Source organism: Gilliamella sp. wkB7, assembly GCF_001693435.1.
Classification (GTDB): Bacteria; Pseudomonadota; Gammaproteobacteria; order Enterobacterales; family Orbaceae; genus Gilliamella; species Gilliamella apicola_N.
In genome coordinates this window covers 2,538,374-2,557,284 of record NZ_CM004509.1, presented here as the reverse complement: position 1 = coordinate 2,557,284, position 18,911 = coordinate 2,538,374, and the positions used below count along the sequence as shown (strand labels likewise).

Below are 18,911 nucleotides of genomic sequence, written 5' to 3'. Positions count from 1 at the left end.
ATATTAATTTAACATTATTCAAATACGTTTTGTGGTAAAGTAAAATTGCGTAATTTCAATAACGTTAGTGGTCCACCGCCTAGTTGTGTTCTTAAAACATATCTAAGTTTATTACCGTCTTTAGCTTCCCAAACCAATTCATATCGACTGGAATCTAACGGTTTAATTGATGCTGATTCAAGTAATCTTATCCATGCCCAATCACCATTATAGTATTGATATAATCTTAAGCCTGAATGATTACTACTCCAACTGAGCTGTGAATATGGTGCATATCCATCACCTGGCCAATTAAAACGCTGCCAATTAGGTACTTGATTGAAATATTCAAGTTTCTGCTTATTAATTATTAATTCTGTTTTAGAGGTACTTCCTCCTGTGCGAGGCATTAGATCGAATGATAAGGATACATCACCTGTCTCAAGAACTTCTGCAGAAAGTTGATTAAATAAGTTTAATGCTTCAAGAAATTTAGGAGAAAAATTAAGTCCTTGGGCATTAACATTATTTACAACCCACATTCCACCTTTTTTATCTAATACACCATTTAATTCACTAGTAATAAATTTATCTATAATACCAGTATCAGCTCGAATAAAACGAGCTAATTCAGGTAAAGAGGCTTCATTTTCACTATTTTTAAATGGATAGCGACCAGCAAAGGATTTTTTCCACTGACTGACAACATAGTTTTGCCAAATATCATTAAAACTTTCTGTTGCTGGTGTTAATACTACTTGCCATGATTGTTCTAATGGTTTTTTGAATAAACTATAACTAAATCCTGACCACTCTTTTCCTAAGTTAGCAGCAATTAAATTACCATAATCTCGGGTTTCAGTTAAATCAACCGAAGTGCCTTTAAATACACTTTTAGCTAGTTCTTGCATCATAGTTTGTGGTTCGGCACTATTAGTTATATTTTGCAATTTCAATCGCACTTGAGTGATACGCGATAAATAGGTCTCTAAAGATAGACCATTGGCATTATCATTTCTTAACAAACTAACAATAGGCGCGAATGTTTCTGTTAAAGGACCTGTTGCTTCATTGTTCTTTTTAGACATTCCAGTTGATGATTTGTTGTTGTTAATAAGCTCTTTAGCTGAACGTAATATATTACTAGATAAACCATCTTCACTATAAGCTACCTCTGATTGGTACTTAATTGCGTTTACTAATGCGACTAAAGGAGATTGTCTAGTATCAGCAAGTATTGTTAATTGTTCAATAACATCTGATACATTGTCAGATTGACGCCATTCTATAGCATTTAAAAAGTTCAACCATGCAGCACCATATTCACTAAAATATAGTTCGGTAAGTTGTTTTTTTAATGATTCAGACGAAATCGATTTAGGTAATGAATTACCTCCATCACTTAAAACCCAATCAATTTGTTCTTGGCGGAGTTTAGAGACTTCATTTATTTCCTGCTTAATGGTATTTTCCCAGGCTTTTCGTGTGTAAATACCAGGTAGATCATCCTTACTAAAAAATAGTAAATGATTATCAAATCCATCAAGTAATTGACTCAAACTTTGATCTGCGTAATTCTGGCTAGCTCGTTGGATCATCCCTTTATAAATTGAGTTCACCGCATTTTGTGCACCAATTTTATTAATTAATATTTGGCGAGCATTTTTTACTAATGATACATCTTCTTTTTGTGCCCACTTAGGATTAAGATTTAATGATTGTCCCCAAAAACGAACCAGATCAGGCATTAATCTTTGCCAATTACCATCACTAACATCTTTCGGCGCATTCCATTTTTTAGTTGCAAATTGACTTAAATAGTCCCCATCACTTTTATCAGCGCGACTCATCATTAAGTATACTTTCAATACATCATATGCTGATTCAACTAATTCGTCTCGGTGAGGATCATCGGGAGGTAATTGCGTTAATAACTCTAAATAATCGGTCATTATATCTTTAAATGGAACAACAATATTACGTAAGTTTGTTGTGTAATAACTTGACCACAATTTTTTTAATAATTTACCATCATGATTTAAACCAAACCGATAAGATAACGGCGCCCCATTTTGTTCACGAAACAATAATTGTTCTAATCTTTGTTGTAATTGATATTGAATTTGTAATCTTGATGTATAATCTTTAGTAGCAGATTCATCAGCATTTTTAGCAAGTTTAATACTATCTTCGATCAATGATTCGTTTCGGAAATATGATGTGAGCATTGCACATCCTGTCATGAGCATAGATACAAATAAAACATAACAAGAAATTGCTCCCCAATTTAATCCAAGTCTTCGCCCTACGTTTGTTTTTGCATCATCAATGATCGACTGCCAAGTTGGTGTCATAAAAAAATAATTTAAATCATAAAATTCTTGTTCTTCCGTTGGCCTCGATGACTGATGAGGCATAAAAAATAGTCCACGAAGGTTTGGAGCATAACGCAGTGAAATCAATGAGGTCAAATATCGTTTAATCTTATCAATATCGTTTTTGACTAGATTCTGGCTTAACTGAAGCAAATAGGCATAATGAGAGTTTTCTTTTACCTGTTGTATACCTCGTTGACAACATTCAGTTGCCAATTGTTTTAGCGATAATTCCGCAGAGTCAATGATGCTATTTTTAGAAGAAGAAAACGTTATCCCAACGCTTTGTTCAATTCTTCCTTCTTGTGACCATTCACTTGTTTGTCCTGATACTAAATAAAGCGGAGCAGACCATCTTAAAATTTTATCGCGGGATCTTAGTTGCAATATAGTTTTTTCAATTAAAACTTGTTGTTGTCGAGTATTATCAAGATAATTTTTTGAAACAGCCCAAATGATTGCATCTAACGGTTTATGATAAAATGGTAAATAACGTGAGAAATGTTTCTTTAATAGTTTCATCCAAGGAATATTGACTTCACTTGAAACATCTCCGCCATAAACCATTAATGTTTGACCACTTAACTGCCATTTAGCTTGTTGTAGATTAGGGAATAATGTTTCTACATCAGATGATGTCCCAATAACCAAACATTTTCGAACTTTATATCGCCAAAACAGACCGTAACGGGATTTGCACTGATTGTTTATTTCTGAAAATTCAGGAAATGTAATAACTTTTTTTACGGGTTTCTTTTCGGTAGGATTCAAAGATTCACGCTTAGCTTTATCTTTAGCCCATATTTTACGATTATTAGTAATAATAACAGGCGTTAACAATAAGCCAAGCAATAAAAGCATTGCTTGTAACCATATTGAAAATTTCTGTCCTGTTGTTACATAACCTAAACCCGCTCCCCAGAAAAAAAGTCCTGCAGCTAGAATTAGTGCTCCTAATAATATAATGAAAATTAATCCAATCAGTTTCCATTTATTTTTCATTTACGACTCCCGACGTACTACTCGTCAAAATTGAAAGTAACCATTTGTTATGACTATATGCAGTCATAAGATTATTTTGGTTAGTGAGCATAACCATTTCATATCCCATCGCCAAAGAAAGCCAAAAACTTAACACAGTATGATTCCCAATAAGACTGTCTAATTTAACTAAATTGGTCGGGGAAATTTTTTGATCTGCTAATAGTGTTGTAATTTCTGTTTGTTGTTTATTATCCATATTAGCAAACCAAAGTTGTTTTACTTGTTTTATTGCATGTTGCATATCTATCATTTGGATAATAGCATTATCAAGTTCAGTTGCTATCATGGGTCTCAAGATTTCAACTTTCGCATTATTTATTCCCAAATCTTGATAATATTGTTTGCTTGTTGCTAAAAAAGCACACAAAAATGCCGAGTTCGATGAAATGGTATTATTGATAATGACAAGTTGAAGACTTGTTTGTGAGTCATCTATCATTTCTTGTATTATTTCAAGATCAATATTATCTGATATATGCTGTGTTAACTTATATTTCCATGGCAATTGTGCCATTTGATAAGCTTTATTAATATCTTCTTTTAAAAGAACATTTGATTCAAATGATGTATAAATAGTGATGTTAATTATTTCTTTTTCCGGTAAATCAAGTAACAATTTACGTAAAGATAAAAAAACTTCTTCAAGATATATGTTAATATTAAACTCGTCACCAAACTCTAACGATTTATTGACTTCTGTTGGTATATTCTCACTGTTACTTAAGATGTCTTGTACGGTGAGGTGATTAGGCAAAATATAATAGCTATCAAGAATTACTAAAGATTTCATCGCCCAATCTTTCCAATTTTCTTCAATGTTTTTCTGTTCTAACTGCCAAATTTCATATTCTTCCTGAGCCAAACCATATAAATATAATCGTATACTGATAGCAATCCCAGTAATTATTGTTGGAATAATTGTAGCAAACATCCAAAATATCCACTGTGAACCATAGTTTTCATTCGGCCAGATTAAAATAAGCAAAATAGTTGTGATAATACCCAGAACTATAAAAAACAAATACCATCTGCCGCGATGTAATTTTAATGGTGGTTTTAATGGATTTAGTACCTTAGGTTTAGGCCAAGACATAATATTATTCAATCTCCGATGTACTTAGTGTTGAAATCACTTTACAACCACATTCACATGTACATTGATCCACGACAACTGGTTTACCATCTGAAAAACAAGTCGTTGAAGCTTCAATAATTTTATTTACTCCATGTCCTTTCTTAGGACAGCTAACCAGATCACCTAATAGAGCTGCAGGTCTCCCTTCTACAATCATTGTTGAAGAAACAGAAATAACCGTCCCACCATGAGTTGTAGGATCACCCAATCGAACCACGTTTTTTCCCATTATTTATCCCTTACTTAAATTCTCAAATAAGAATGCTCGTTATACGATGTTTTTAAACCCACAATTTTTCAGTATTCAAATTAATCATATTGCAAACGACCTTAAGTATTGATAGTAATTTAAGATCTTTCATCAATACTTGTACTATAATCACTATGATTAATAATAAATATTATCTTTGTCTATTTTAATTTTATTTAAAACTGACCAATAAGTTTTTATACAAATTGATCAGTTTATCTCATTTAAAAAACATCATGTTATTAATCAATTTCATCTGATTTTTTTTGTTGTTTTTCCTTAGTTTTTGTAGTTTTTGTTTTATCTTTTACGGATTTACTTTTTGCTTTCTCAGAATTTTGTTTTATTGAATCATCAATTAATTCGAGAACAATTCCTTCCGTTTCGCTAAAATCAAGTAATAATGTTGAAGCTTTCCCATTACTATTGTTCTTTCTTTGTAATAATAAATTTGAGATTGCAGGCAAAATTTGTTGATTTAAAATACTATCAATATTACGAGCCCCTGTATCAGGTAACAAACAAGAAGAAGCAAGTTGATCGTATAATTGCTCACTAACTTTAAAGTCAATTTTGTAATGTTTTTGTATTCGTGAAGCAACCTTATCCAATTTCATTTTGACTATCTGCTGTAATGCTTTGTCCGATAACGGTGTATAAATAACCGTTTGGAAACGGGCCAATAGTGCTGGTTGGAAATGTTCTCGAATGATTGGTCGTAGTAACTCATGCTGAGTAGCCGTATCAGCATCTGGCATCTGATCAAATAGAGCCATTAATTCATCATTACCTAAATTAGATGTCATGAGTATTAAGGTATTACGAAAATCGATTTCACGACCTTCTCCGTCTCGCATAAATCCACGATCAAAAACTTGATAGAATAAATTAAGTACATCACGATGGGCTTTTTCAATCTCATCTAATAACACTACACTGTAAGGTCGTTTTCTGACTGCTTCGGTTAATACACCACCTTGACCATAACCAACATAGCCTGGAGGAGAACCTTTAAGTTGAGATACTGTATGGGGTTCTTGATATTCAGACATATTAATAGTTACAAGTGATTGCTCACCACCAAATAATGTGTCTGCAAGTGCTAATGCCGTTTCAGTTTTACCCACTCCAGACGGACCAACTAATAAAAATACCCCCATAGGTGCATCTTCTGAAGTCAGTCCTGTTTTAGTGGCCCGAATACGTTTTGCTAACTCAAATAAAGCATTAGCCTGACCGACAATTCGTTTGCGTAAATCATCCTCAAGTGCCATAAGATGACTTTGTTCATCCTTTAATAAGCTTTCTAAAGGAACACCTGTCCAATCAGCAATAACAGAAGAAACGACTCGACTATCAACATCAAGGGATAATAAAGGTCTATTTCCTTGCAATTTATTTAACTTTTCTTGTGTATCAGTCAACTGTTTTGACAATTTTGGATCTGGCGTAGTCGTTAATTGTTTTCTCAGTTCAATAAGTTCTTCAATGATTTTCTTTTCTTCTTCAAACTGATTTTGCTCGATGACTAATCGTTTCTGTAGATCATCTAATTGCTTATTAATTTCAGTTATGCGTTCGGATGAATTGTTTTCACTTAATAATAAATCGTCTTCAATCGCTACTTTTTCGATTGTTAATGATGCAATTTTTGCTTCAAGTTCAATGATCGACTCAGGTATGGTATCAAGACCCATTCTTACTCTAGCTGAAGCTGTATCTAAAAGATCAACTGCTTTATCTGGAAGTTGACGACCGCTAATATAACGACGAGATAATGATACAGCTGTTTTTACTGCCTCATCTAAAATGTGAACACCATGATGAATCGCATATCGTGATTTTAATCCACGCAACATAAGACAAGCTTTTTCATCATCAGGCTCATCAGCTTTAACCATTTGAAAACGACGTTCAAGTGCAGCATCTTTTTCAAAATATTGTTTGTATTCTGACCATGTTGTAGCCGCAATGGTTCTTAATTCTCCACGAGCTAATGCTGGCTTTAATAAATTTGCCGCATCTGCACCGCCTGCTGAATTTCCTGCACCAATAATGGTATGAGCTTCATCAATAAACAGCAGAATTGGGTTTTGTGATTGCTGCACAGCATCGATAACGTTTTTAAGTCTTTGTTCAAATTCACCTTTTACACCGGCACCCGCTTGCAATAAACCTAAATCAAGGGTTAATATGCTCACATCTTTAAGATTATTTGGTATATTACCTTCTGCTATTCGTAATGCTAACCCTTCAACTAAAGCAGTTTTACCTACACCTGGCTCACCCACTAAAATTGGATTATTTTTTCGGCGACGGGATAAAATATCAACCATCTGCCTAATTTCTTTATCACGACCTAATACAGGATCGATTTTACCTGCTTTGGCTTTTTCTGTGACATCTTCAGTAAATCGACTTAATACTGCTTGATGATGTTTTTGCTGAAGAGCTTTATTATCTTCTTTTTCACTTTCAGCTTGAGTTATTCGAGAATGATCACCTAAATTTTGCAGGTCATTTTGTAAACCATCATTTGAATCATTAAAAGGACTTTCATCAGATAGTTCATCTAATTTTGGACGGAGTTTCTTTAAAGAAACAGGTGTTAAACTAAGAAGTTGCCATGCATCTTGTGCTTTTAAGCATTGTGGCATTTCTTGTAAAACCTGTAGGATATGAAGAGATCGAATTGTTTCTTCATGATCTTCTAATGACGCTTTTAACCATGCAGCTTGCAATACAGCAATAAGTGATGATGATAAACTAGGTTTATTATTAATGGTATGCGGTAATGCATCAAGGAAATTTAGGATGCCTTGCCAAATTTTATCCATATCAAGTTGATAATGCCTTGCTATGATTGTAATATCACCAGATCCTTGCTCTAATAGTTTTAACAACCAATGTTCAAGTGTGATTTCAGTATGAGCGCGGGTTTGACATAACTCTGCGGCTGACTCAAGTGATTTTGCACAGTAAGGGTTCAGTCGTCTTAATAAAACAGATGGATCGGCAATCATTACTATTCCTTTTTGTATATATTGATCTCTAATCTTTACTTCCAAAGATGCTGACCCTTAAGTCAGAAAGGGCCAGCAAATATTAAATTACGCTCGACTTTCTACCCAGCTATCTGAGTGAATGATGTTGCCATCTTTATAAGTCCAAGTAATTTTTTCATAACGAAGTTCAACACGCTCTAAATGATTGTATTGTTCTTTTGTTGGGTCTTTGATATTGTGCATTTCTGGTTTAACAGATACAACTTTTACACCATCCATTAACGTATTAAAATACTCAATTTCTTGACCAGCATCGTTAATTTTGTACCATTTGATCTCAACTGATTTTAAGTTCTGACCAGTGGTAACTGCTTTGTAAAGATAAGGTGATGAGGCATCAACTTCTTTAACAAACTCAAGTGCTTTATGAACACGTGTACCAGTTAATTTACCAGTGTTACCATCTGTTGGGATGTACACTTTGTGATCAAACTCAACAACTTCTACACTACCTTCACGGCCAAACACGGTTACAGATCCCTTAATTTCCGCGCCGCCGTCATCTTTTAAAAACATATATGCTGGAACAGCCATTGTTTTACTCCTTTTTTGTTTTAGTTAAATCCCTTAGTTTTCTTGTGTCAAAAAACAATTTGACATTTGAGGAACTAAGCTTATTTCCACACGTCGATTTTTGGCACGATTCTCTGCAGTATCGTTATCAACCAACGGTTTTTTTGAGCCATACCCTTGTATGGCAAAACAGGTTTCAGGCATATCGCTTGTTTTCATGAACCAATTTCTAACTGAAATAGCACGATCTAAAGACAATTGTATATTTTTGTCCTCACTACCTGTGGAATCAGTATGTCCGCCAATTAAGATGAGCCACCCTGTTTCCTGATTACTTTTTATTTGTTTTTGCATTTCAACTAAAGCATTGATCAGTATTTTGGTCGAATCTGGCTTTAAATTTGATTGACCTGTTTCAAATAATGATAAACTATCTAAACGTATTACCACTGGAATTACTACTTGAGGTGGTTCTATCACTTCTGGTGGTTTCGCAACATATTTACTAATGGCAATATTTAATGGTTCTATGAGTTGTTGCCCATGGTATAATCCTACACCTAAGCGTACAGGTTCGCCTTGTGAAAAATACTTATTCAACATTATTCTATCGTTTTTCAAAATTTCTAATGCTTTAAGTTTCTCATCATAATTATCCATAGCAATGGAATTATAAAAATCAATATCGCTTTCCACTTGCTTAGCAAGTTTTATATTATTTTTAAATGATGCCCCTAAACATCCCATAGTAAATAAGGACGTTATAACAAGTAATCCACAGATCATTGAACTGATAGGTGAAAATGGATATGCAATAGGCATAAACTTTACTAAATCATCTGGAGGACTGACGTTTTCTTGAATTTTTCGAGTATTAGGGAGTCTCATAGTTGTAAGATTTTCCCATTGCGTTTGTATTATATTATTAGTAGTAGTCTCTTGATTAACAGGATAAATAGCTGCAGCAGCTGGCATACATTTCGCTATGGGTTGTTTAGGATCCGCTAATGTTGATAAAACAACTTTTTCAATCCAATCTTTAGTTTCATTTAAAAAAGCTTGAAGACTTAAACGACGTTCTCTTTCTTTAGGTGAAATTTTAATATCATTCACCCAATTACTTAATGGAGATAAATAACGATCAAGCAAGTTTAATTTTTGGTTTTTAAGTTGAAACCATTGAACAGGAATGGATTCAAATTCATCAAAAATTAAATCATTAAATCCAATATGTACCGATATGTAAACAGGTAACGAATATTTAGCTATTTTGCTAGTATCAACCCAAGATTGACGAAAAGCTTGCAATTTTGCAATAAAAATACCTTGTTTATCTTCGATTTCTGGCGTCAAAGCTAAAAAAATACCTACCCTGCCAATCATATCAGGCCATTTAGCTATTAATGAATCATAGACTATTGGCAAGTGTGAATATTCATCAACATAGATCCAAACGGCTTCAGAAGAAACTAAAATATTCGATTGTGCTAAAGATAAATCATCAGGGAAAAAATCTTTTGCACCACTGCCTGTTACTAATAAAATAGGCAAACGATAACGCTGCTTTGCAGGTAGCAAATCAAGTTTCTCAGTTAAAAAAGCAATATTAGTAGTCGATGAAGCAAGTACTTTTCTATAGTGCTTCATACGCCATAATATGGCCGTGGCTATCACTACCACTAAAACTGATCCTATAATTTGCCATCCCATTGTTATTGGCAAAAAAACAAATAACAATAATAGACTTAAAACAGCAGCATAAATAATCTGAATACGCTTAGGATAATCGCTCATAACACCTCTTTTTAACCAATAAGCGAATCAATTAAATTATCAAGTTGATTATTTAAGATAAAGTATAGTGCTACCACGCAAATAAAAGACAATGCAGTTAAAGATAAAAGTAAAGTCTTTCGTCCCCAATAACGATGATCCTGAGCTTGTTCAATAATAGGATGATTCTGCTCTGGTTCTGATTCACGTAATGCTTCTCGAAGTGCTAACATAAGATGTTCTCTTTCCATTTGAGCTTTTCCTAAATAACATCCTTGGAAACCTAGCCCTAATACTCTATCAAAGCAACTTAAAACAATTTCTTCTTTTTTATCATCTTTTAAACGACCACGAATTTTTTCAAATAAGTCATAACCTGCATTATTAGTATTAAAATAGATGACTTGGAGCGGTTCACCTAGCCATTCATCATAGCCTTGATCACTTGGATTGTCTTTTTGATAAAGCAAAACTGTTTCATCTAATAAAGCACATAATGCATAACTAATATCATCTATAATGTCTTGTTTATATTGCGCATTATATAAAGTATCACGAACATTCTTGATTTGTTCTTTACAATGTTCATATAGTTTATGCCCTGAAGGAATTTTTGCTTTTGCCTTTAGTTCTACAACCACTAATATTGAGTCACGCAATAATTCATCGATAATAATTTTTTTTGGTTCTGTATTCATTACCTTAACCCTATGATCGCATTACTGCGAAAAGTTCTAATGAAATATCTGGCATTGCCCTTGGAACATAAAATTCACAACATCTGGCAAGCAACATATTTTTTGCTGCACTATGAGACAAATCCAGAGCAAAATATTGATTCTCTAAACGTAAAGGTATTGCTGCTGGTACATGATTTAATGCTTTGATCGGAATACCTGAAAGTGCTGAATGTATAATTTGTCTAACATCATCTGGCGCCCCTGCTTTACACAATATTGGAAATTGTGAAAGTAGTTGATGTCCTGGCATACTAGAGCGAACTGAAAGATAAAAATCTGCATCCTCAACAAGGCGTGAATCATTCAACCGACCTGTCCACAAGGTATCTTGATCATGAACCAAATCAATTTTAATGACGCGTGAAGGTAAGCTTTCTTCTAATAAATTACGCACTAACTCAAAAAGCGGAGGGAAAACCTCATTAAGCTTATCATGTTGATAACTAGGAATATCATTAACACTATTTGCTAATGAAAAAGTCAACAAAGAACCTGTAAACGCTGTTAAAGTTTGATAAAGACGTTCAGGATGAATTGTTGGATTATCACGTAAAAATTTAAGCTGAGGTTCAAATGAACTCAATGCATTAAGGAGCCAAAATAAAGAAACATCCGCAGTTGCAAATTCAGCAATTTGCTGATTACGTTCATGGCGCATACCAAGTAAATGCTGGCGTTTTGCTTGAATTTGAATACATAAAAGATCTAGCTCTTTTAATAATGATCCGCTTTGTGTCAAAAGATTCAATATTGGCGGAATGTATTGTAAATCTAAAACAAATCGACCATTAAGATCACGTTTTAAACGAGCAACTGGACAGGTTACATAATCACTATTATCTTCAAAATCAAATAAAAAGGTCAATGCATAACGTTCAACTGCAATTGTTTCAGAGTTTTGACCAAAAAGATCAGGTACTTCAACCCACTCTTTTCGATAACGAAGCGGTCTTTCTAAACGTTGATTATCTTGTAAACAGTTACCACCATTAGCATTTAATAATGGAATTCCGATTAAAACAGTGACTTCATTGAGTTCAACTGGAATATCTGTGTTCAACATTCTTGCTTCTGGCAAATTATCAGCAATATCAGTGTCAACAACCACGCCATCATTAAACCGAATACTGATCGATTCAGCTTTAAGACGATCAATTGAAAGTGATTGCGTATCAATATTTATTTTCTCAACTCCCCACGGATTAGCTACTAACATAGCCATTAAATTTTGTGAGGAGTATTGCCGCCATAATTCTTGTTGCTGGAATTGCTGAGGCGTCAAAAAGACGCCTTCATTCCATAAAGGACGAAAAATTTTCATTTACCCTAAGACTCCAGTTTTTTTCCTATAAAATCGATATTAATTTTTAGCTTTTGGCATTTGTGAAACCATTGATAAATTAATATCCATTCCTTCTATTTGGAAATGAGGAACTAAAAATGTTTTAACACGGAAAAAGCCTGGATTATCTTCAATGTCTTCAACAATTACTTTCGCTTCACGTAATGGGTGCGATGCTTGAACTTCATCACTTGGATCGGTCATTTCTGTAACAAGATTACTAATCCATCTGTTAAGTTCAAGTTCAAGTACTCGACGATCTTTAGTTGCACCAATATTTTCACGTTGAATAACTTTAAGATAATGAGCTATACGTGATAATAAGAAAATATAAGGTAAACGAGAATTAATGCGACTATTTGCAGTTGCTTCTTTAGTATCATAAAGCGCTGGTTTTTGTGTTGAATTAGCAGAAAAGAAACATGCATAATCTCTGTTTTTATAAAAAGATAATGGTATAAAGCCTAAATTAGCAAATTCAAACTCACGAGTTTCTGGAATAAGAACTTCCGTTGGAATTTTAACTTGATTACCTGTCCCTAAATCATAAAGATGAATTGGCAGATCTTCTACTAAGCCCCCAGCTTGTGGACCACGAATTTGAACACACCAGCCATTACGAACAAAGCTTTGTGCCATATTTGCAGCAAAAGCATAAGATGCATTAGCCCAAAGATAACGATCATGGTCAAGACCTTTAACATCTTCAACATAGTTAAAACTACGAACTGGAACAGTTTCAGGTCCATATGGTAAACGTGCTAATACACGAGGTAAAGTTAATCCAACATAACGTGAGTCATCAGTTTCTCGGAAACTGTTCCATTTTGTATATTCCGCACGGTCAAAGTAATTTCCAATATCTTTGATTGCTGCAACTTCTTCCATGGTTTCTTTACCAAAGAATTTTGGTCCGGCAGAACCAACAAATGGCATATGAGCTGAGGCAGCAACCTTAGAAATATTACGTAATAAAGCGATATCCTGAGAGCTACGATCAAATTCATAATTTGAAATGGTTACACCAATTGGTTCGCCGCCTGGTGTATCATATTCCTGAATATAAGTGTGTCTGTAAAAACCTGATTGAGAAATTTCTGGAGCATCCTCAAAATCTTGACGAAGATCCTCTTTAGATATATCTAACAGTTCAATTTTTACATTTCGACGGAAATCAGTACGATCAACTAAAAATTTTAGACCACGCCACGTTGATTCAATTTCTTGAAAGGTTTTATTATGCATCACAACATCAAGTTGGCGACTTATTTTTTGGTCTATTTGGCTGATATGATAATCAAGTAAATGCTTATCTAACTTTTCTATTTTTTGAGATGAACCTTGTATTAACTGAAGTAGTATATTAACAGCCATTGTAACTCGTTCATCTTGTGAAGTTTCAAACAAAACCTCATTATCTTCATATTTATCGATATCATTTACTTTTTTAATTGTATTTAGATTTATTTTATCAAATAAAGATTGGTAAACACTTCCTGTTTCTTGTGTAACTGTCTCTACAGTAGCTTTATTCTCTTGCTTTTGTTCCATTGTTGTTCTCTCGTAATACTTATCTTTAAGAAACTAAATTGTTATTAATTTTTTAACTAATTCTTATAAAAAAACTATTTCGTACTTTCAGATACAATTGCTTCTAATTCAGCTCGTAGCTCATCAGATAATTGTTCATCCTTAACAATTTTTTCAAGTTCATAACGAAATGTTGCGTTATCGAGCAAATTAGATTTCAAATCTCTTAGTAAATTACGCATTGCAAGCAAAGATCGTAACTGAGGGATTTTCTTAGCGACTTGTTCTGGAGAGAAATCATTCATTGATTCAAAAGAGAGATCGACATTTACATCACTACCATCATCAGCAAGCGTATTAGGAACGGTAATTTTTGCTTCAGGTTTAAAGTCTTTTAATACTGCATCAAAATTATTCTTATTGATAGACACTTTTTCTTTTTCTGAAAGAGTGCGTTTATCTTTACCACGACCATAATCACCAACAGATAAAATTTTTAACGGTAATTCAACTTTCTTTTGGGCTCCACCAGTATGAAGGTCTAGTTGAATATTGACACGTGCAGCAGGTACTTCATTTTGATAACTATTAGACATTTTAATTCCTTTATTTCCCTATTTTTTATAAACCTTAGTGGCGAGATCAATTATTGATTCGTTTCTGTTTGGAATTTACACTAATTAAAATCAATTTACAACCTTCATTAATAATTTTATTTAATTTTTTTTTAAAAAAAAAGTTCTTATTTCCTTTAATTAAAATTAGAAATTAAGGAACTTACTGTAAATATTAAGTTTTTTTTTAATAAATTATAAGAAAAATTATTTATTAAAAAATAATTTTCACATGATAAAAATTCAATCGAACATTCAATCAAAAATGTCATAGGTTAAAAAATAACCGCTTTTAGGGGTAACTTAATAATTTGTATGCATTTTTTGATAAATATAAATTTTGTGACAATAAATTTAAAAATTATAAAAACTTATTAGTAATATTAACTTTTCCATATTTATTTGTTTTTTTACTAATAAAAACAGTTTTTAATTTGACTACTATTTTTAAAAAAAGTAGTTTTACTTTTTTTTGAATGGTTAATATTTATTCAGAAATTTGTTAAGGTAGACGATAATATAATTCTAAGTATCTTATATATTAAAAAACAATAAATGCAGTCATTGTTATTTTTCTTAAAAAATGATTTTGCATTTATTATCATATAAATTATTTAGTTATTATATATAAATAGAGTTTTTATGTTGTTTAATAGTTAATATTTTCACGTATGCTTTTCTATAATATCTATCATTCATATAGACGGAACAATCTACTTTTAATTCAAATTTTATATACAATAAGATATCTATAAAAAATAACTTGTTCAATTTTAAAAATTTTAGAAAAAAAGTTTGACTTTTATCTATTTGGTGATAATAATTCTCATTAACATTTAAATAAAAATTTAACAACAATTTAAACGTCCAAAGAATTATCAGTAAAACGGATTTTACTTTTTTAAATCATCAAAACTCTCACTGATTTTCTATAATGTGCTTCAATTTGATTATATATTAAACAAAAGGAGTCGCTAATGAAGTTTAATTATTTTAAACGGCGCAAAACCCTACTATCGGTAATACTATCATCTTTGCTCGTTCTTACAGGTATGTCCGAGTCATCAGCAGCAGAAAAAAAATTTAAAGTTGTTACCACATTTACCGTTATTCAAGATATTGCCCAAAACGTTGCGGGAGATGCTGCAACTGTTGAATCAATTACTAAAGTAGGAGCCGAAATACACGAATATGATCCGACCCCTCAAGATATTACTAAAGCGCTTTCAGCCGATCTAGTTTTATGGAATGGACTTAATTTGGAACTTTGGTTTAAACGTTTTTTTGAAGATATTAAAGATGTTCCATCAGTTATAGTGACAGAAGGCATCGAACCGATGCCAATCCAAGAAGGTAGTTATAAAGGGAATCCAAATCCTCATGCATGGATGTCACCGACACTTGCTTTAACTTATATTGAGAACATTCGTGCAGCCTTTGTTAAGTATGATCCTAAAAATGCCACTATCTATAATAAAAATGCGCAGGATTATGTTGCTAAAATCAAAGCTCTTGATGCCCCACTGCGTGAGCGTTTGGCTAAAATTCCAGAAGCACAACGTTGGTTAGTGACAAGTGAGGGTGCATTCAGCTATCTAGCTCGCGATTATAATTTAAAAGAAGCCTACTTATGGCCAATCAATGCTGAACAACAAGGTACACCAAAGCAGGTTAAAAATCTTATTGATTTAGTCAGAGCGAATAAAATTCCTGTTGTTTTTAGTGAAAGTACAATTTCTGATAAACCTGCAAAGCAAGTTAGCAAAGAAACGGGCGCTAAATACGGTGGTGTGCTTTATGTTGATTCGCTTTCAACAAAAGACGGTCCTGTTCCAACCTATATCGATCTTTTAAAAGTCACGGTTGAAACCATAGCTAAAGGATTTGAGAAATAATGACACAAATATGCTTAAATGTTAATGATATCACGGTAACATACAATAATGGTCATACTGCAATTCATGATGCTAGTTTTCGCCTTAATGGCGGTACGATTTGTGCACTTGTTGGAGTGAATGGTAGTGGAAAATCCACTTTGTTTAAAAGTATTATGGGTATGATTCGACCAACCCGTGGGCAAGTAACATTTAATGATATTTCCGTTGCTCAAGCATTAAAGCAAAACATTATAGCCTATGTGCCACAAACGGAGGAAGTTGATTGGGATTTTCCTGTTTTGGTATCCGATGTCGTTATGATGGGACGTTATGGTCATATGTCTTTTTTTCGTATACCAAGTAAAGAAGATAAAAAACAAGTTGATATTGCACTTGAACGAGTGAATATGCTGGACTTTAAGCACCGTCAAATAGGTGAATTATCAGGAGGGCAAAAAAAACGTGTTTTTTTAGCAAGAGCTTTAGCGCAGCAAGGTAAAGTATTGTTACTAGATGAACCCTTTACAGGAGTTGATGTAAAAACTGAAAATGCCATTATCGATTTGTTAAAAGCTCTGCGAAAAGAAAATCATCTTATTTTAGTTTCTACCCATAATTTAGGTAGTGTGCCGGAATTTTGCGATCAAGTCGTGTTAATCAATCAAACGGTACTGGCTTTTGGACCAACCGAAACTACCTTTACCCCTCAAAATTTGATGACGACCTTTGGTGGTGCGTTGCGCTATTTGAGTTTGTCTGGCGAAAAATTACACCAAGATGAAGATCCACGAAAAGTATCCATCTTAACTGACGATGAACGTGCAGCTATTTTTTATGGTGAAGGAAAAGATGATTCTCCACACCAAGATTTGTTGGTTGATGACCAGTCAAATCAACCAAAAGGATGACAATAATGGAATTCTTACTGGAGCCATTTACCTATGATTTTATGCTTAAAGCCATTTGGGTTAGTAGTATTGTTGGCGCAGCTTGTGCTTTTTTATCAGCCTTTCTGATGTTAAAAGGTTGGTCCCTAATGGGCGATGCGTTATCACATTCGGTTGTCCCTGGTGTAGCGGGTGCTTATGCACTTGGTTTACCTTATTCGGTCGGAGCTTTTTTTACGGGATTACTTGCAGCGTTATCCATAACTATCATTCGCGCCATAACACGCTTAAAAGAAGATGCAATTATCGGTTTTATTTTCTCGACTTTTTTTGCAATTGGATTATTAATTATTTCGCTAAATCCTACTTCTGTTAATGCGCAAACTATTATTTTTGGGAATATTTTAGGCATTGATGATAGTGATATGTGGCAGGTACAAATCATTATTTTGGTTTCTTTGGTTTTGTTACTCCTTTTTTGGAAAGATCTATTAGTCGTATTTTTTGATGAAATCCACGCACGATCAATTGGTCTAAAGCCTTTGCATTTAAAAATTCTTTTTTTCACTATTTTGAGTGCTTGTACTGTCGCAGCCCTACAAACAGTTGGTGCTATTTTGGTTATTGCTATGGTCGTCACTCCTGGTGCAACCGCTTATTTGCTAACAAATCGATTTTCAAGGCTGTTAATTATTTCAGTAGTAATTGGCGCATCAACCAGTGCAATTGGTGCTTGGTTTAGTTACTTTTTAAATGGTGAAACTGGTGGCGTTATTGTTACACTGCAAACATTGGTTTTTATAGTAGTATTTTTGTTTGCACCAAAACAAGGTTTAATCTCAAACCGTTTACGAATAAGACAAAGCCGACTAAATAACGGGGCAAATATATGACAGATTTATTGGAATATCTTTATTATCCTTTTACACTGCCTCTTATGCAACGTGCCATTTTAGCGGCACTAGCCACAGGTATTGTTTGTGCTCTCCTATCATGTTTTTTAGTGTTAAAAGGCTGGTCATTAATGGGAGATGCCATATCACATGCAGTATTACCAGGCATTGTACTTGCGTTTTTAGCAGGAATTCCGATTATCATAGGCGCATTTGCGTCGGGATTATTGTGCTCGGTTGCCACGGGCTATATTAAAGAAAATAGCCGAATAAAAGAAGATACAGTAATGGGAATTGTGTTTTCGGGAATGTTTGCGTTTGGATTAGTATTGTTTTCAAAAGTAGATACATCACAACATTTAAATCATATCCTATTTGGTAGTGTACTGGGCACGAGTTATGCTGAGTTAGAACAGATTATCTTAATTGCAGGGATAGTATCAGCAATAGTGATCATCAAGCGTCGTGATTTACTATTATATTGCTTCGATCCAGTTCAAGCCAAAGTTGTAGGTTTACCAGTAAAATTATTACATTATGGATTACTTTGTGTTTTAGCTCTAACTATCGTCAGTTCTTTAAAAACAGCTGGCGTGATTTTGGTTATTGCGATGCTGATAGCACCAGGCATTATTGCATTTTCGTTAACTAAACGTTTTGAAAGGATGCTATTGATAGCAGTAATTGTTTCGATGTTTTCAACTGTTATCGGAACACTAATTAGCTTCTATTTAGATGCTTCGACCAGTGCATGTATTGTAATTTTGCAAGCCACTATCTTTTTAGGCGTACAGATTTACCAATTTATAGTAAGGCAAAGTGTAAGGAATTAATGAGAAATATTAGGTATAAGCGTGAGTATAAAGCTACTCACGCTTAATATTTTCGGTGATT

General features: G+C 33.5%; 14 protein-coding genes. 4 read left to right on the top strand and 10 right to left on the bottom strand.

Features of this window, described 5'->3' with window-relative positions; translation table 11 throughout:
- Positions 1-14: 14 nt before the first annotated feature.
- The 10 genes from A9G17_RS11300 to tssB all read right to left on the bottom strand — a co-directional run bounded on the left by A9G17_RS11300 (position 15) and on the right by tssB (position 14,342).
- Complete coding sequence (locus A9G17_RS11300) at positions 15-3,356, bottom strand: ImcF-related family protein (protein WP_065738792.1); 3,342 nt, start codon at positions 3,354-3,356, stop codon at positions 15-17.
- The gene (locus tag A9G17_RS11295; protein ID WP_065738791.1) at positions 3,346-4,491 is read right to left on the bottom strand and encodes a hypothetical protein; all 1,146 of its coding nucleotides are present in this window, start codon (positions 4,489-4,491) and stop codon (positions 3,346-3,348) included. The genes A9G17_RS11300 and A9G17_RS11295 overlap by 11 nt, the downstream gene beginning before the upstream one ends.
- Positions 4,492-4,495: 4 nt before the next feature.
- Positions 4,496-4,762 (bottom strand): PAAR domain-containing protein, encoded by a 267-nt coding sequence (locus A9G17_RS11290; protein ID WP_065738790.1) that lies wholly within the window; start codon positions 4,760-4,762, stop codon positions 4,496-4,498.
- A gap of 263 nt (positions 4,763-5,025) precedes the next feature.
- Complete coding sequence (gene tssH, locus A9G17_RS11285) at positions 5,026-7,806, bottom strand: type VI secretion system ATPase TssH (RefSeq protein ID WP_065738789.1); 2,781 nt, start codon at positions 7,804-7,806, stop codon at positions 5,026-5,028.
- Between the two features lie 87 nt (positions 7,807-7,893).
- On the bottom strand, positions 7,894-8,382 hold the full coding sequence (locus tag A9G17_RS11280) for an Hcp family type VI secretion system effector (protein WP_065738788.1): 489 nt from the start codon (positions 8,380-8,382) through the stop codon (positions 7,894-7,896).
- A gap of 33 nt (positions 8,383-8,415) precedes the next feature.
- Positions 8,416-10,155 (bottom strand): OmpA family protein, encoded by a 1,740-nt coding sequence (locus A9G17_RS11275; protein ID WP_065738787.1) that lies wholly within the window; start codon positions 10,153-10,155, stop codon positions 8,416-8,418.
- An 11-nt stretch (positions 10,156-10,166) separates the two neighbouring features.
- Positions 10,167-10,832: a type VI secretion system protein TssL, short form gene (gene tssL / locus A9G17_RS11270; RefSeq protein ID WP_065738786.1), complete on the bottom strand. Its 666-nt coding sequence runs from the start codon at positions 10,830-10,832 to the stop codon at positions 10,167-10,169.
- A 10-nt stretch (positions 10,833-10,842) separates the two neighbouring features.
- A complete protein-coding gene (gene tssK, locus A9G17_RS11265; RefSeq protein ID WP_065738785.1) occupies positions 10,843-12,195 on the bottom strand; it encodes a type VI secretion system baseplate subunit TssK in 1,353 nt (450 codons plus the stop codon).
- Positions 12,196-12,234: 39 nt separating this feature from the next.
- On the bottom strand, positions 12,235-13,767 hold the full coding sequence (tssC, locus tag A9G17_RS11260) for a type VI secretion system contractile sheath large subunit (protein ID WP_065738784.1): 1,533 nt from the start codon (positions 13,765-13,767) through the stop codon (positions 12,235-12,237).
- Between the two features lie 74 nt (positions 13,768-13,841).
- Complete coding sequence (gene tssB / locus A9G17_RS11255; RefSeq protein ID WP_065738783.1) at positions 13,842-14,342, bottom strand: type VI secretion system contractile sheath small subunit; 501 nt, start codon at positions 14,340-14,342, stop codon at positions 13,842-13,844.
- 1,070 nt (positions 14,343-15,412) lie between these two features.
- Here tssB and A9G17_RS11250 point away from each other — a divergent pair.
- The 4 genes from A9G17_RS11250 to A9G17_RS11235 are packed head-to-tail and all read left to right on the top strand — an operon-like array spanning position 15,413 to position 18,850.
- On the top strand, positions 15,413-16,255 hold the full coding sequence (locus A9G17_RS11250) for a metal ABC transporter substrate-binding protein (protein ID WP_232352536.1): 843 nt from the start codon (positions 15,413-15,415) through the stop codon (positions 16,253-16,255).
- Positions 16,255-17,145, top strand: coding sequence for a manganese/iron ABC transporter ATP-binding protein (locus A9G17_RS11245; RefSeq protein ID WP_065738781.1), 891 nt, complete (start codon positions 16,255-16,257; stop codon positions 17,143-17,145). Before A9G17_RS11250 ends, A9G17_RS11245 begins: the two co-directional genes overlap by 1 nt.
- A gap of 2 nt (positions 17,146-17,147) precedes the next feature.
- Entirely contained in the window at positions 17,148-18,017 is an 870-nt protein-coding gene (locus tag A9G17_RS11240) for a metal ABC transporter permease (protein ID WP_065739156.1), read from the top strand.
- Positions 18,014-18,850 (top strand): metal ABC transporter permease, encoded by an 837-nt coding sequence (locus A9G17_RS11235; RefSeq protein WP_065738780.1) that lies wholly within the window; start codon positions 18,014-18,016, stop codon positions 18,848-18,850. Before A9G17_RS11240 ends, A9G17_RS11235 begins: the two co-directional genes overlap by 4 nt.
- Positions 18,851-18,911 lie beyond the last annotated feature (61 nt).